Source organism: Fulvivirga lutea (assembly GCF_017068455.1).
Taxonomy (GTDB): domain Bacteria; phylum Bacteroidota; class Bacteroidia; order Cytophagales; family Cyclobacteriaceae; genus Fulvivirga; species Fulvivirga lutea.
Genome location: NZ_CP070608.1, coordinates 1,343,477 through 1,358,147, shown reverse-complemented (window position 1 = coordinate 1,358,147; position 14,671 = coordinate 1,343,477). Strand labels below are relative to the sequence as shown.

Sequence of the window (14,671 nt, the reverse complement as noted above, 5' to 3'; positions counted from 1 at the left end):
CTAACATTATCAATTGTATGATATCTAAAAACTTAACAGCAGCTTCTACAAAGCCTATAATTCTTGGAATTCTAAAGCAGGGTAACAGCTATGGCTATTTGATCATTAAAAAAATTAAAGAGATATCTGAAGGTAAAATGGAGTATTCGGACGGCATGCTTTATCCTGTGCTTCACCGTCTTGAAAAAGAAGGTCTGATAAAATCAAACTGGTCTATGGAAGACGATACAAGACCGAGAAAGTACTATGAAATCACAGAAACAGGCAAGCAATCTCTTGTAGAAGAAAAACAGCAATGGCAACAAGTAAATGCTGTGCTAGACCAGCTGTGGAATGTGAAACAAAGTACCAATTAGACTCATGTTTGATATTGATAAAGCTATAAAAACCTGGCTCAGATCTTTTAGAAAACATCGAGCTTTTGATGATGGTACAATCCTGGAAATGGAATTACATATCAGAGATCATATTGATGATCTCGAAGCTCGAGGATACAATAAAAAAGAGGCTTTTGATTTGGCGGTTTCCGAATTTGGAGAAATCAGTCCTATGGCCGATGAAGAATTTTCAAATATAAAATCTAGAACTACACTTAAATCATTAATACAAGCAGCTATGTTCAAAAACTACTCAAAAGTTGCCATCAGAAATCTGATGCGAAACCCTTTAAATTCATTCATAAACCTATTCGGATTGTCTGTAGGAATAGGTCTTGTCATTTTCGTTTATGCCTATATTCAGTTTGTTTATAAAACAGATCAGTTTCATGAAAATAAAGATAAAGTATATCTTGTTACATTTTTTTCCGATCGCGATGGTTCGTTACAACAGTTTGGCAAGTCTCCTGAGCCACTTGCTGAAATGCTCAAAAATGATTTTACAAATATTGAAAAGGTCTCAAGAATTGAAGATAGGAATGTTATACTAAAACTTGAAGACAATGTTTTTCATGAAACAGTGCGATTTACAGATTCCGATTTTCTTGAGATGCTCACCTTTCCAATGAAATGGGGAACATCCAGTTCATTAAACGATATAAATAGCATCATTTTAAGTGAAAATATGTCCATCAAGTATTTTGGAGGAGACAATCCTATAGGACGTGATATAAAATTAAAATTTGATGAAACCACGAGTAAGGTATTTAAAGTTTCTGGTGTGGCTAAAAAGTTCCCCGAGTCTCGGACGATTAGTTTTAATTTCCTGGTTAATATTGAGAACCTCAGAAATTCATCTCCTGAATATGATTTCCAAGACTGGAATGAAACACTGGATGCCACTTTAATACAGGTAGATGACCCCAGCAACATTTCATCTATTCAGCAACGAATGGAGAAATACAAGCATTTTCACAACAGTGCTGTTAATGAAGAGTGGGTGATTGCTTCTTTCGGGTTCGAACCATTAACCACTTTACATTTAAATTCACACAACATAAGAGATAGGATTGTCAGAGGCTCCAAGAGCAATATAGAAGCTAGTTATTTTTTATCCTTCATTGCCGGTGCGATGCTTCTTCTGGCATGCTTGAATTACGTTAATATCGCAATTGTATCTGCAACTAGGCGGCTTAAAGAAATAGGAGTTCGAAAGACTGTCGGGGCTTCTCGTAAGGTAGTCATTGTACAATTCCTGACAGAAAATATAGTTATTACCTCTTTTGCGCTAGCTTTTGGAGTACTATTAGGAGCCGTTCTGTTTATTCCATGGTTTGAAGAGATCAACGGCTTTAACATGGGGTTCACTTTTATCGACCCAACTTTATGGATATACCTACCCGCTGTCCTGTTATTCACAGCAATACTATCAGGAAGTTATCCCGCTTTTTATATTTCTTCACTTAAGATAACCGGAATACTCAAAGGGTCTGTAAAATTTGGAAGCAAAAACAGGTTGACAAAATTACTGCTGGGTTTTCAGCTGATACTTGCATATATTTTTATAACAGCTGCAGTTACATTCACCTTAAACACAAATTATTTATCAGAAAGGAGCTGGGGCTATGATAACCGACAGGTTTTGTATATATCAATTCCTGATGATTCAGGCTTTGAAAAAATGAAGCCTCTTTTTGAACAGAACCCAAATGTATTGTCAGTGTCAGGCGCCAAACACCATCTGGGGAAAAATCGGCTGCAAATAGTAATTAATAAACCTGACCGACAATTTGAGGTAGATCAATTCTCTGTAGGGGACAATTACTTCGAGACTATGGGGATAGATTTACTAAAAGGTCGTGTCTTTAATGAAGATTTTGAAAGCGATAAAACAAAAATAATTGTCAATGAAACTTTCGTAAACAAACTTAGTCTCACTGATCCAATCGATGAGTTATTCAAAATTGATTCAGTAGAGTATACCATCATTGGATTGGCAAAGGATGTACATAGCGATAACTTTGGTGAAGAGGTTCAGCCCACAATATTTAAATTAGCCGAAAAAGATAATTTTAATTATTTATCAATGAAGGTAAGACCTGGTTCCGAAAAAGAGACTTATGAGGCTGCTCGAGCTATATGGGCTCAATTATACCCTGAAATACCATTTGACGGAGGATATCAAGAGGACGTATGGGGCAACTATTATGAGCGAATTGATGTCCACGCTCATGTTTGGCAGGTTTTTGCAGTCCTAGCCATATTATTAGCAAGCATGGGGTTGTATGGCCTCATAACGCTGAATGTCACTAGGCGCATTAAAGAATTCAGCATTCGCAAGGTATTAGGCGCAGGAATTAAGAGTCTAACTTCTAATATCTCGAAACAATATGTAATTCTACTTTCTATAGCAACCGTTATTGGCGCACCCGTAAGTTTTTACATTATGAGGTTTATCTTAAATTTCACTTATAGTTATCACTTACCAATGTCAATCGAGATTTTGGGAATTGCCATTACGATTCTTAGTCTCGTATTATTGCTAATTATATCTACACAAATCCGAAAAATAAATAAATCAAATCCTGTCAATGGTTTGAGAATTGAATGACGTTTATACTTCCCCCTTTAATTCTCTCATTTAATGGTGATTAATCTAATTAGGATTTATCGGCTTTGACCTAGAATTATGCTGCATTACACTAAAGAAGATTTAATTCAAGAATTTAAACAACGACATCTAGATTTTTTCCAATATTTGAATAGTCTCACGAACGAAGAATTTGCAATTGGGAGAAACACAAAATGGAGTGCAGCGCAAGAGTTAGATCATATTTTGAAGAGCATAAAACCTCTGTCAAGTATACTTCCAAACAAGAAATTAATCATAAATAAATTTGGAAAAGGTAGAGGTATTTCATCCGATTATTACACACTAACAAATCGATATAAAACCAAACTTTCGGAGGGTTACAAGGCATTTGGAAATTTTTTACCCGTAAAAGTGAATGGGTACGAAAGAGCAAACCTGTTGAATCAATTTTTTCAAATAACTAATAAAATAGAAAATACCTTAGAACAATATTCAGAAGAGGAATTAAATACACTTAGAATTCCCCATCCACTTTTGGGAATGCTGACTATCAAAGAAATGATGTATTTTACAAATTATCATGTGTTACACCACAAAAACAATATTATCAATAACTTAAATACCAATTAACAAAAGACAATTAGAGCTAAAAACCAATAATATTTCGTTCTATTCCAATATTTTTAGGATAGCATTTTACAACGATTATAGCGAGCACTAGGTAGTATTTTCTTCTTTCAGACATGCTAAAGTTAGGCCACTCAAATTACCCTTGGTAAAGCGGTGCATCTGCGGTACTCGGCCGGTGCTTTGTTCCGTAAACTGCAAATCTACCTTCTGAAAAAGGCTGGTGTTCACAGCTTAAGTTATTGTTACACTTTTTCAACTTAATCATATAGACACATTTTGTCCTGATAAAATTCTATAAAATCATTAGCTTAGTTCGACTGAGTTAGACAAATGAAAAAATTAATATCTCTTCTTTTATTTCTAACCTCTTTTCATGCTAATGGACAGGACTTACAACATAGTAATGAGAATACAATCCATCAAGTCAAAAATCTTGATTTTGCACGACTAATAAATACTGAATTTAAGCATGAAGGTATAATTGGTCAGAAATTCAGAAGAATCACGTTTAAGTTTAGTAATGTATCTAAAACGGAGAATGATTTTATTTATAGTCTAAAGGGTAAGTCAAAAGTTGGCAATAACATTGTTCCGTTTGAAGGAAATCTCATGCTATCGGAGGCACATCAAGTAGAATCAGAAATTATCGATGTGGAAGGAGTAATAACAGGCCATTTTATTTTAAGGGAAGACCCAACAAATAAATCTTCTGGTATTTTTGAGGGGCAATTCACAGCCTACTGGTCAGTTGAGGATAATCAGGTCGTTAAAGCCAATGGATCCTATGTTATCCTGCCAAGAATATGGAGTTTCATAGGTAAATGGAAAGGCTACAACTCCAAAAATGAAATAGTCTGTTGTTGGTCAGACTATCAAATTCCTTGCACACCAGAAGATTTCAATATAAGTGATGGTCCGGATGTAATTCCAAATTCAAAGTATGATGAAGTAGGTTGGTGGCCACTAAGAATAATTTACACCGCTCACCCTGATTCTGAGGAATGGAAAAAAGCTTCAGAAATAGAAAAAGCAAAATGGTGGGAATAGCGGTACCTGAAATTAACTTCATAATCATTTTTTCCATCAAGAAATTCAATCTTAATTTAAAAATGATTAAAGCGATTCGTATCATAATTTGTATTTCTATTACATTCAATTCATTTGCTCAAGAACAACTTAGAACAGATAATTGGCTTACCCATCCGGATATTGTTGACATCAGAGAAATCTACAAAGAGGTTAACAACCTTATAGATAAGGGGTCTTTAACTAAGCATAGAAATGATCTGGGGTCAATGGGTGAGTACACGCATCATAAAGAGTTATTCGTTGATGATGATTTTAAGATACGCATGCTTAGAGTTTACCAGGGAGCTGAAATGGGATCTTATTTAGCTGAACTTTATTATGATATAAATACCCTCTTAAGGTTTGTTTACATTAAAGAGATAGCCTATGATCATGATTTAGGTAATGCTTTATTACTGGAGTATAGGGTTTATTATCATACTGATATTCGGAGTAGTCTCAAACCTCACTGGATCGTCATTTCCAAGAATGGCGAAATAGATGAAATCGGTGCAGGGACGATCGATATTAGCAAACCATTCAAATATTTAAACGAAAGACATCCCTATTCTGAGTTTCATGATAGATTCTAGTCAATTGAAAAACAGAACTTTCATTGAGTACCTTTCAGGTATAAAGAAAGCTGTACTTTTTTTTGTTGCGATTTGTCTGACCATAATAATACCACTGTGGAGTTCTATAGATCTAGAATCTAATCTGGTAAATCTACTATTCCTTAGTATATTTTGGATCGGCATAATACTTTGGATTATTTATTTGCTTTATGCCCAACATAAAAGACTAATTAAGGACTTAAAGGAAACTGGAGTTTATAGGTTTTTAACCCAGCATGGATTTAAAATACTAGAGACATCTAATGGATGGAATTATATAATTACAATCTCAGGTAAATATCAGAATGCAAGAATTAACATTGTTCTGGACTATGAAAAGGGTAATCTTTGGCATAAGTATTACTTATACTTAGAAGGCTTAACAAAGTTAGAAAAGAAACAAATCCACCAATATCCAAAAACCATCAAGCTTACAAAAAATGATACCATTTTATCGGATTTGAAATACCACCTTGAAATTTTCGCGACACAACTTAATGAGGTAAATCCTGACTTTAAATCATGAGAACTTTTATTACCACTGTTATTATATTGTTTGCGCTTTATAGCAATGCTCAGCACTACCGTATCAATTCAGCTGAAAAATATACAGTACCTTGGAATCAAATAGAGATTGATCAAAGTGATAGAAGTATAGAGTCGGTTAGTAAACTCAATTCTCAACTAGAATCATTCTATTCCAATTTTCCTCACCTTTTTCATCTAGTCAACTTAAATAATGATGACAAACCCGATTTACTTTTTTATTGGCCTGAAAATTCTAATGAACCAATTTTTGAGCTGTTCATAAATCAAGGGACTAGACTCAAAAATGTGCTAGATAAAAGAGGTTCAATAATTGACGTACAGTTAAAGAAGATAAAAGGTCAATTTAATGTTTCTCTAAATGAAGTTGCCTACAGCGAGCCTCCTTTTTTGAATAGACATCATATTATTGAAATCAATCCATTTAAATCTGATTCAGCAATTGTTTCAAAAACGGTCTTATTTTTTGGAGGTACCGAAATACCAAATGAATTTCCCCTAAGACAGAATTTTGAAGTGACCCAGCCTAAATACAGACTTCGATTAACACCTGAAATAAGCAACGAGAATGTTATTTGCGAACTTACAACAGGAGATAAAGGCATGGCATTAGCACAAAAAACTGATAGTACAGGTAGAGTATGGTACTATGCGATGATTGACAATAACATTCCAAAAAATACAAATGAGTTCTACTATATTGATTCAAATTCACCAGAAGGCTTAGCTCAAAAAATGTACGGTTGGATCAGTAGTAGATACCTTAAAATAAAAGAATAGACGTACTAATAAAGTTTGGCATGTAAAGCGGTGCATCTGCGGTACTCGGCCGGTGCTGCGTTCCGTAAACTGCAAATTTACCTGCCGTAAAAGGCAGGTGTTCACACCGTAAATCGTTCCACAAGGAAGCTAATAAAGTGATAGTGTTTGTTTTATCCTGCACTCCTAACAAAGAAAGTAATTCAATAAGATAATCAAATCCTTTTATTTATTAACCGATAATTTTTGAGCAACTATCATCGAAAATACTTATCCACGAGAGACTTTAAATAGGCATACTCTTTATCTCCATCACCAAAACCAGTTTTAGATTCAATTATATTTCCGCCTAGCCCAATGACAATTTTATAGGGTATAACCCTTATTGGTAAATCTTTGGAAAGCTCTTTACCAAGAACAAATTCAAAAGGATAATCGTGTTTAGACATGAATTCTAAAATTTGCTCTATCTTATCTACTATTGGAATTAATTGATTTTGATCATCAAACAAGTCTGGAGAAACAGCAATTATCTCAATTTTATCTGGCCACTCTAATTTCGCTTTTTGAAGTCCTTCAAATCCTTTTAAACATGGTTTACACCATGTCTGCCAAAAGTCAAGAACTATAATCTTATCATTGTACTTTTTAAGATTTAAAGAACCTCCTTCTACATATTCAAAATCCTTATCGAGAATAATGTTTGTAAATTCTTGTGTAATTATTGGATTGCCAGATTCATCTTTTTGGAATTGAGCCCTAAGCTCTATTTGAAATAAGAGTATGCTTAAGCTAGCTAAAATAGATATTCGTTTCATATGTTTATTTTTTGAAATTTTTGACTATACAAACATCTGTTTTTTATAACGCTTAACATTTGACAAAAATCAAAAAGTATTGCATCACTTGAATGTTGGTAATTTTTACCACATGTTAACTAAGTTCAAACGAGGTAAATCACTGCTCAATAATAGCTTGTTTGTTATTCGGATGTTCATCATAGCCATTTTAATCATAGTCGAGTAAAGCCTTTACTACTGGCACGTAAGCCTCACCGTGTTTTTCACCTATCTCGTCTAATAAGTAATCGAAAATATATCGTTGTTTTGGTTTAAGCACTTTGACGGATTGATCATAAAACCCTAGGCTATCTTCTAAAGCATACAATTCATAATTCTCTATCTGAGCAATGTTTCCGGTCGGATAAATTCTCAAACCATGCTTTGTGGTAACTGCCATATTCTTCGATGAAAAACTCTTAATCTCGTGCGGAAAAGAACGATAATATACGTCAAGTGTTGCGGCAAGGTTGAACTCTGAAATTCCTTCATGCAGTATCACGCCTATCTGTTCCTTTGAGCTAAACATACTCTTTTTTAGAATTTTTAACTTTTGACCAAAAGTAATTGCTTCTCCTTTGTGTTCATCTGTGATAATCTGTTGCGGGTAATTGATATGATTAATGAGCTCCAATTGTGCCTCCTCACCAAAAAAGTCTTTTATTACTTTCAATGAACCTTCAACAGCATTTGAAACTCCTGCGGTGCTATATAAATTAAGGCTTTTAGTATACGATTTACCCCTTACCCATTCTGGCTCTGCAAATTGTTTTCTTAGAAAATCAAGGTCTGAAGCATGCGTAGTAATAGGGTGTTGATCGTAAATTCCAGTTGCCGCTGCTGTGAGTGCTCCATCACATACGGATAAAATTCGTGTTTCTGGCTGGTAATTCTTTTTAATCCAACCAATAATATCTCCATTCAGCTCGCTTTTATCCATTGCTGATAAATTAGGAATCACAATAATATCGGGGTCAACATTTAACAGATCAAATTGATCATAAGTAGAATGAGGTAATAGAAAAAGTCCTTTTCTTAGAACAATGGGTTGGAATTCCTGAGCCAAAATATACACGTTGGCACTATACGTTTCTCTCAACAAATAGAATGGTGCTAGTAAGTCGAATATTTCAGTTCCATTATTATCCGCTACAATTACAACAACTGGTAGCGTTGGGTTATAATCCAACTTGGGCTCATTAGTTAATGATGGTCCAATATATTTATCAAATGTATAGAACTCACGTATCGGTTTTGCACAGGAGTATAATATGGTGGCAGCTAAAATAATTACTGATGTGACTAGAGTAATCTTTTTGGTTTTCTTCATTACAGTTCGTATCAATTTGAGATTTTACGTTTAGGCAAAGGACGGGTAGTATTTGGAATAAAACCTTAATGTAGATTAAGGAACGGACTGATTGCAGAATTTTTAGAGGGAAACAAAGTATACTTTGTCATTTTGATTTATGTCAAATTAATTGTAGTCACATAAGTTAATCTTTGAGATCAAATAGGATTAGTGGCATCTAACTGGCCAACAATTCTATCATTTACTAAAATTATTTGTTATGATTTCTTTTGAGGTTCCAGTATCAATTGAATTAGATTCTAAAGATTGGGATTCATTATTTTCTGTTTCAATCTCAAAAATTTACAAGAGAAAAGAGTTTCTTGTGGAGGCTGGCAAGGTTAATCAAAGCCTTTTCCTAATTCAGAAAGGTGCTGTAAAAAAAACTTACACCAGTGTAGATGGAAAAGAAAGTATTTTTGAGTTCGCTTATAATAGTGATTGGATCTTCGATGTTAATGGCATCGCAGAAGGTCAAAAAGCGAGTAAAGCAATTCAAGCTATTAAAGAAACTCACGCTTATGTACTTAATAGAGAACAGTATGTGCAATTAAGTAAACATAATATAACATTGAAGCTTTATTTCGATAAGATATTTTCTAAATCACTACTTAAGCACGAAAAGCGAATGAAGCAGTTGCTGGCCTATTCGGCACAAGATCGTTATAAGGTTTTCCAAAAGGATTATCCAGGGCTCGAACTATTAGTCCCTCAAAATCAAATAGCCGCATATCTTGGTATATCGCCCGAATTTCTGAGTGTTTTAAGAAATAAAAGATTATCAGGTCGAGATTAATTTGGGTCAAAACTTTGATCCAATTATTGTATTAATAAAAGTGGTCCTTATTTTTTTAAATCAATTATGTGCAATAAATCATTATCCAAAACAGCTTATCTCGATCGGTTAGGTTGTTCAGAACCAACCCAAACAACATTTCACTATCTTAAAAAACTTGTGTTAGCGCATCTTTTGTCTATTCCATTTGAAAATCTGGATATACACGACAAAATTCCAATTACCTTGAATATCGACAATATTTACAATAAGATAGTAGCTAGAAAGCGAGGTGGCTTCTGTTATGAATTGAATGGCCTATTTTTTCATCTGCTAAAATCTGTTGGTTATGACGTAAGAATGATTTCTGCGAGAGTATACGGAGAGGATGGATCACTTTCCCCTGAATATGATCACTTAGCACTTTTAGTAACCATTAATGACACTTCTTACCTGACTGATGTGGGTTTCGGGGAATTTGCCATTATCCCTTTAACAATTAACACGGAGAGAGAGCAATATGACGGAAGAAAATATTACCGTGTAATTAAAGAGCTTAATGGTCGATATTTAGTAATGCATAAGGACAAAAACAAATGGGTTTATGATTATAATTTTAATCTAAAACCAAGATCGCTCGATGAATTCAATCAAATGTGTGAATTTCATCAAACTAACTCAGAATCGCACTTCATGAAGAAAAGAGTTTGTACGATCTTAACAAAAGATGGCAGGATAACAATGGCTGATGCTGAATTAAAAATCGATTGGAGAGGTGAAAAATTTAATACTTCTTTCGATTCTAGATTAATCAATAAAATACAAAAATATTACTTTTTTAATTAGGTTACCTTGCTTTAAACTAAGCTATATGATTTCTTTGAAGTTCATATTTTTTCATCTGACGTTATTTTTTAGTCTTAATAAACAATTCTGGTTCATTCAACATTCTTTTGATTAAGTCCTTGGAGTCATTTTCGTTATCATTTCTGGGGGAAAATTCTTCTCGCAATGTGCCATCAATATGATATAGCTTAGTTGTTGGAAGTTGGTAGCTGTAGTGTCTGTTTCTAAATGAGAAATTTGTTACCTCGCCACCTAATCCGGCCATCTCTGATCCTATTACAGTAGCGTTTTCAAAGGAATCGAACGCTACAGCTATGCCTTCACCCATACTGCCAGTCCATCGACCAACTATGATAAATACTGGCTTGTTGTAGAAAGGTTTTCTCGGTGAAACGTATTCGACCCAAGTTCGAGCTACTTCAGGATTATTTCCTACTTTTTCAGATGTACTATGCATCTGGTAAGCCTGCACTGTGTCTACAAAATGCCCCATTAAAGCACGAGCAACATAGGTGTTTCCTCCGTTGATTGTATTGCGTAGATCAATTATTATGCTCTTCGTCTCCATCAAATTATCTAATACTTCATCAAAGACCCCTATCAAATCATTGTTACCTAGAGAATTGTTGATGCAGATAATTCCTATATTTTGTCTAATAGTGTATGTAAGCAAATCCTCAACTTGCTTTGTCTCAATTTGATCAAGGTCAATTGTTCTTACATCACCTGTTGCTTGCTCTACAGTCATTAACCTTGGACGGTCGTATCGACCGGCTATAATTTTATTCGCTATCCAGGTTTTAACTTTCTGGTTATTCTTATCGGCACAGAAGACCGGGAATTCTTGAATTAAAGTCTTGAAGTCATTAGAGTTAAACTGGAGTAATTTCGAACCAACAAGGCTTACCGGAGGATCAATTATGTTGGAACTCCAGACATTTGAAATATAAAATTCGTCATTTCTGTATGTTAAATAAATTGGTGCATACAATCGATAAGATGAACTTACATTAGCGCTAAGTATTAGGTGATTATCATGAAACTCATTTAAGACAGATTCAAAAAAAAGCAGAGCTTGATTTCGATTATTAATACGAGGTATTAAGGAATCATAATAACATTTAATGCATTCAATATCAATATTCTTCTCCTCAAAGTAGATATAATGTTCTTCTAAATTTTCAAGTAGTTGATCAAAGTCATCTTTTATTTTATCTGTAGATATTAATTCGGATGATCCGTGACAGCCTATTAAAAAGTATGAAATTAGCAAAAAGAACAAAGGTTTATTCATCATGGCCAATATTTAACGAGATTAAGTCTTTCAATGCAGACAATGCCGCAGTTTTTTGCTAATCTATCATTATGCTTTTTGTGGCTTTTTGATATAAATCAAAAAAGAATAAGCCAGCCATATTTCGAGCTGTATAGAAAGTTTATCAATTGGGTAAGGTGAATTATATACTTTTAATCATTTAAGTGGCTTCTACATTTCATTAATTTACGGAAATTCAAAACAGTAACTTCAATGTCTTATTATTGGAAGTCTTGATATCTACTTTCAGAAAAACTCCATTGGATATTTAACTGTCCCTGAAACTTCTTTCAGACTATCTTTTTTTAATTCTAGAACAAAACAATTTTCCTCGGGGGCTTTGAAAGGGAATTTGATTCCAAAATTTTTACTCAACTTATAACCAAAACGTGTATAGTAATCTTCATGGCCTAAAAGCACAACTGAGTCATAGCCCAATTGAAGTGCTTTGTTATGCGCAGCAATAATCAATTTGCTACCAATTCCCTGCTTTTGATAAACAGGAAGCACCGAAACCGGTGCTAGCCCTAAAGAATTAAATATTTTTCTTTCATTTTCAATAGTAACTTTCGATAACAAAATATGGCCTATCACTTTACCATCCTTTTCTGCCACTATAGAGAGTTCTGGTATGAAATGTGTTGATTTTCTTAATCTACCTACTAACAAATGCTCTGTCTGATCGCTATGTTTTTCTTCCTTGAAAGCATTTTTTATTGTATGTTCCACTTGATCATAATCTAAAGACTTTTCCTGCCTTATTTTTATATCCATAATCTATATTTTCTGATTTCTGATCAACATAAACTCTTATGTAATTCGTATACAAGTCTAGTTATATAATTTTTTTCACCTTTTTGATAGTTATCAAAAAAGATTGAAGACCACATGAAATTTTATTATTACAAATAAAATTCTAAGGTCGATTATACTTATAACTTAAATTGAAATTAAAAGGGTTTCTTTGAAAAAATGGTTTTAAAGTTGGGAAACAATAAGTTGTTCAAACTTAAAAATGTCAATGATTGTCATTAGAATGAAAGATCAATCATTAACTCGATAAATTCTTCTGCATGTTGCAGGTCTGGATTGAAATAGGAAAATATAGTACAAATGAATAGTTTAAATCATAGTAAAGATCTTTATAACGTAGTAGTTGAAAATTTTCATGAGATATTAAAATTGCAGCGGTTTAAAAAGGGGGACATCGTTCATTCTGAAGGTAAAATATGTCATAATTTATATTTTGTTAGATTAGGAATTTTAAGGGCTTATTATTTTAAAGAGGATAAAGACATTACAGCTCATTTCGCATTTCAAAAAGAATCCATAACAGCTCCAGACGCATTTATACTCAATAAACCAAGTAAATACAGTATAGAAGCTCTTGAAGATTCTGAGGTTTTTTCTGTAAATAATATTGAATTGGAAAACTATCTTGATCAAAATCCAGACTTGGAAAGGCTTGCAAGAAAATTTACCCAGGCTATTTATTTGGAATTACTGGAACGCCTTGAGGGTTTGGTGTTTTTATCTGCAAAAGAGAGGTATGAAGCGTTGCTTATTCGTAATTCTCAGCTACCCTTAAACGTTAATCTAGGCCATATCGCTTCTTACCTAGGCATCACGCAAGAAACACTCAGTCGTATTAGGGCTCAGTGATTTTGATATTTATCAAAAGAGTTGGTGAACCTACATTGTAGATTTGATAATTATTGAAACCCATAAATATCAAAATGAGATTTGTAGAAAAATATATGTCCCTGCCTCCAAAAACTATATTTCTAATCGATGCAATAGGAGCGATTCTTACGTGTATAATATTGGGATTAATACTTCCTATATTTAGCAGTGAATTTGGAGTTAATCAATCCATCTTCTACCAATTGGCAACTTTAGTATCCTGTTACTTCTTATATTCAATCACTATATTTTGGCTAAAACCCAGCCGGTGGGTAATGTATCTTCAATTCATAGCCGTAGCTAATTTAGTGTATTGTATAGTTACAATTACTTTAATTATATTCTTGAACAGCAATACCACCGCAGTTGGAATTATTTACTTTATCGGTGAATCGGTTATTATTTCACTAATTTCTTTCCTGGAATTTAGCTATGCCAAAAAAAATAAGGCTTTAAGAACTAGCTCAATATGATTGAGGCTAAGCCATATTACGATCAAATAGGTATAAATTACTCCAATCTGCGTAAACCTGATAGCAGAATTCAATCAAGTATAAATAAAGAATTAGCCACGGCTAAAACTGTATTGAATATAGGGGCAGGAACAGGCTCATACGAACCCAAAAATAAAGATGTTATTGCCGTAGAACCTTCTGAAATAATGATTAAGCAGAGACCTTATGATGCTGCTCCGGTAATAAAAGCTTCGGCAGAAAATTTACCCTTTTCCGATAAACAATTTGATTGGGCGATAGGTATTTTAACTATTCATCATTGGGATGATTTAGAGCTTGGTCTGAGTGAAATGCAGAGAACGTCACATAATCAATTATTGTTCACATGGGATCCTGATCATCCTGGGTTTTGGATGTCACAAGATTATTTTCCGGAAGTCCTTCAAATTGACAAATCAATCTTCCCGGCTATTGGTAAAATACAACGTATATTAAAAAACGTAGAGGTGATTAAAGTTCCTATTCCATTTGACTGCAGTGATGGTTTTGGTTCCGCATATTGGCGTAGACCAGAAGCATATTTATCTTCTAATGTCCGTAATGCAACGTCTACTTTTAACAAAATTAAGAATACTGAGATGGGGCTTCTTAAACTAAGTAGAGATTTACAATCAGGTTTTTGGTTTAAAAAATATGGTCATCTTTTAGAGTTAACCGAGATTGATCTAGGGTTTTGCATTTTAATCTCTAAAAATAGCCTCTAATAATAAACCTAAATTGAGACAAAAAATGACTTCTTTAACGATAGGTGGTATTTTAT

15 protein-coding genes are annotated in these 14,671 nt (G+C 33.7%); 11 read left to right on the top strand and 4 right to left on the bottom strand.

Annotation, left to right across the window (positions count from 1 at the left end; translation table 11 throughout):
- Positions 1-17: 17 nt before the first annotated feature.
- The 7 genes from JR347_RS06265 (at position 18) to JR347_RS06235 (ending at position 6,608) form a co-directional block, all read left to right on the top strand.
- On the top strand, positions 18-356 hold the full coding sequence (locus tag JR347_RS06265) for a PadR family transcriptional regulator (RefSeq protein ID WP_205723195.1): 339 nt from the start codon (positions 18-20) through the stop codon (positions 354-356).
- A 4-nt stretch (positions 357-360) separates the two neighbouring features.
- Positions 361-2,988, top strand: coding sequence for an ABC transporter permease (locus JR347_RS06260; RefSeq protein ID WP_205723194.1), 2,628 nt, complete (start codon positions 361-363; stop codon positions 2,986-2,988).
- Positions 2,989-3,066: 78 nt separating this feature from the next.
- Positions 3,067-3,600: a DinB family protein gene (locus JR347_RS06255; protein WP_205723193.1), complete on the top strand. Its 534-nt coding sequence runs from the start codon at positions 3,067-3,069 to the stop codon at positions 3,598-3,600.
- A 330-nt stretch (positions 3,601-3,930) separates the two neighbouring features.
- Complete coding sequence (locus JR347_RS06250; RefSeq protein ID WP_205723192.1) at positions 3,931-4,647, top strand: hypothetical protein; 717 nt, start codon at positions 3,931-3,933, stop codon at positions 4,645-4,647.
- A complete protein-coding gene (locus JR347_RS06245) occupies positions 4,602-5,261 on the top strand; it encodes a hypothetical protein (RefSeq protein ID WP_205723191.1) in 660 nt (219 codons plus the stop codon). Before JR347_RS06250 ends, JR347_RS06245 begins: the two co-directional genes overlap by 46 nt.
- Positions 5,248-5,808: a hypothetical protein gene (locus tag JR347_RS06240; protein ID WP_205723190.1), complete on the top strand. Its 561-nt coding sequence runs from the start codon at positions 5,248-5,250 to the stop codon at positions 5,806-5,808. The genes JR347_RS06245 and JR347_RS06240 overlap by 14 nt, the downstream gene beginning before the upstream one ends.
- Positions 5,805-6,608 (top strand): hypothetical protein, encoded by an 804-nt coding sequence (locus JR347_RS06235; RefSeq protein ID WP_205723189.1) that lies wholly within the window; start codon positions 5,805-5,807, stop codon positions 6,606-6,608. The genes JR347_RS06240 and JR347_RS06235 overlap by 4 nt, the downstream gene beginning before the upstream one ends.
- A gap of 236 nt (positions 6,609-6,844) precedes the next feature.
- Here the strand turns inward: JR347_RS06235 and JR347_RS06230 are convergent, their stop codons facing one another.
- Together JR347_RS06230 and JR347_RS06225 are read right to left on the bottom strand one after the other, a co-directional pair.
- Complete coding sequence (locus tag JR347_RS06230) at positions 6,845-7,405, bottom strand: TlpA family protein disulfide reductase (RefSeq protein ID WP_205723188.1); 561 nt, start codon at positions 7,403-7,405, stop codon at positions 6,845-6,847.
- A 190-nt stretch (positions 7,406-7,595) separates the two neighbouring features.
- Positions 7,596-8,756 (bottom strand): DJ-1/PfpI family protein, encoded by a 1,161-nt coding sequence (locus JR347_RS06225; RefSeq protein ID WP_205723187.1) that lies wholly within the window; start codon positions 8,754-8,756, stop codon positions 7,596-7,598.
- Between the two features lie 241 nt (positions 8,757-8,997).
- Between JR347_RS06225 and JR347_RS06220 the strand changes: the two genes are divergently transcribed.
- Both JR347_RS06220 and JR347_RS06215 read left to right on the top strand, forming a co-directional pair.
- Positions 8,998-9,573, top strand: a complete 576-nt coding sequence (locus JR347_RS06220; RefSeq protein WP_205723186.1) for a Crp/Fnr family transcriptional regulator — start codon at positions 8,998-9,000, stop codon at positions 9,571-9,573.
- Between the two features lie 66 nt (positions 9,574-9,639).
- Positions 9,640-10,398, top strand: a complete 759-nt coding sequence (locus JR347_RS06215; protein WP_205723185.1) for an arylamine N-acetyltransferase family protein — start codon at positions 9,640-9,642, stop codon at positions 10,396-10,398.
- Positions 10,399-10,459: 61 nt separating this feature from the next.
- On the opposite strand, the gene JR347_RS06210 is transcribed toward JR347_RS06215, so the two are convergent.
- The gene (locus JR347_RS06210; RefSeq protein WP_205723184.1) at positions 10,460-11,695 is read right to left on the bottom strand and encodes a S41 family peptidase; all 1,236 of its coding nucleotides are present in this window, start codon (positions 11,693-11,695) and stop codon (positions 10,460-10,462) included.
- Positions 11,696-11,959: 264 nt separating this feature from the next.
- On the bottom strand, positions 11,960-12,487 hold the full coding sequence (locus JR347_RS06205; RefSeq protein WP_205723183.1) for a GNAT family N-acetyltransferase: 528 nt from the start codon (positions 12,485-12,487) through the stop codon (positions 11,960-11,962).
- A gap of 339 nt (positions 12,488-12,826) precedes the next feature.
- Here JR347_RS06205 and JR347_RS06200 point away from each other — a divergent pair, with 339 nt between their 5' ends.
- Together JR347_RS06200 and JR347_RS06195 are read left to right on the top strand one after the other, a co-directional pair.
- Complete coding sequence (locus tag JR347_RS06200) at positions 12,827-13,375, top strand: Crp/Fnr family transcriptional regulator (protein WP_205723182.1); 549 nt, start codon at positions 12,827-12,829, stop codon at positions 13,373-13,375.
- Positions 13,376-13,865: 490 nt separating this feature from the next.
- A complete protein-coding gene (locus JR347_RS06195) occupies positions 13,866-14,615 on the top strand; it encodes a class I SAM-dependent methyltransferase (protein ID WP_205723181.1) in 750 nt (249 codons plus the stop codon).
- Positions 14,616-14,671 lie beyond the last annotated feature (56 nt).

Excerpts from the sequence above, each read along its gene's own strand:
- JR347_RS06260 (WP_205723194.1), top strand. The coding sequence starts at position 361 with ATGTTTGATATTGATAAAGCTATAAAAACCTGGCTCAGATCTTTTAGA.
- JR347_RS06255 (WP_205723193.1), top strand. The coding sequence starts at position 3,067 with ATGCTGCATTACACTAAAGAAGATTTAATTCAAGAATTTAAACAACGA.
- JR347_RS06210 (WP_205723184.1), bottom strand. The coding sequence starts at position 11,695 with ATGATGAATAAACCTTTGTTCTTTTTGCTAATTTCATACTTTTTAATA.
- JR347_RS06195 (WP_205723181.1), top strand. The coding sequence starts at position 13,866 with ATGATTGAGGCTAAGCCATATTACGATCAAATAGGTATAAATTACTCC.
- JR347_RS06205 (WP_205723183.1), bottom strand. The coding sequence starts at position 12,487 with ATGGATATAAAAATAAGGCAGGAAAAGTCTTTAGATTATGATCAAGTG.
- JR347_RS06265 (WP_205723195.1), top strand. The coding sequence starts at position 18 with ATGATATCTAAAAACTTAACAGCAGCTTCTACAAAGCCTATAATTCTT.
- JR347_RS06250 (WP_205723192.1), top strand. The coding sequence starts at position 3,931 with ATGAAAAAATTAATATCTCTTCTTTTATTTCTAACCTCTTTTCATGCT.
- JR347_RS06215 (WP_205723185.1), top strand. The coding sequence starts at position 9,640 with ATGTGCAATAAATCATTATCCAAAACAGCTTATCTCGATCGGTTAGGT.
- JR347_RS06230 (WP_205723188.1), bottom strand. The coding sequence starts at position 7,405 with ATGAAACGAATATCTATTTTAGCTAGCTTAAGCATACTCTTATTTCAA.
- JR347_RS06235 (WP_205723189.1), top strand. The coding sequence starts at position 5,805 with ATGAGAACTTTTATTACCACTGTTATTATATTGTTTGCGCTTTATAGC.
- JR347_RS06245 (WP_205723191.1), top strand. The coding sequence starts at position 4,602 with ATGGAAAAAAGCTTCAGAAATAGAAAAAGCAAAATGGTGGGAATAGCG.
- JR347_RS06225 (WP_205723187.1), bottom strand. The coding sequence starts at position 8,756 with ATGAAGAAAACCAAAAAGATTACTCTAGTCACATCAGTAATTATTTTA.
- JR347_RS06200 (WP_205723182.1), top strand. The coding sequence starts at position 12,827 with ATGAATAGTTTAAATCATAGTAAAGATCTTTATAACGTAGTAGTTGAA.
- JR347_RS06240 (WP_205723190.1), top strand. The coding sequence starts at position 5,248 with ATGATAGATTCTAGTCAATTGAAAAACAGAACTTTCATTGAGTACCTT.
- JR347_RS06220 (WP_205723186.1), top strand. The coding sequence starts at position 8,998 with ATGATTTCTTTTGAGGTTCCAGTATCAATTGAATTAGATTCTAAAGAT.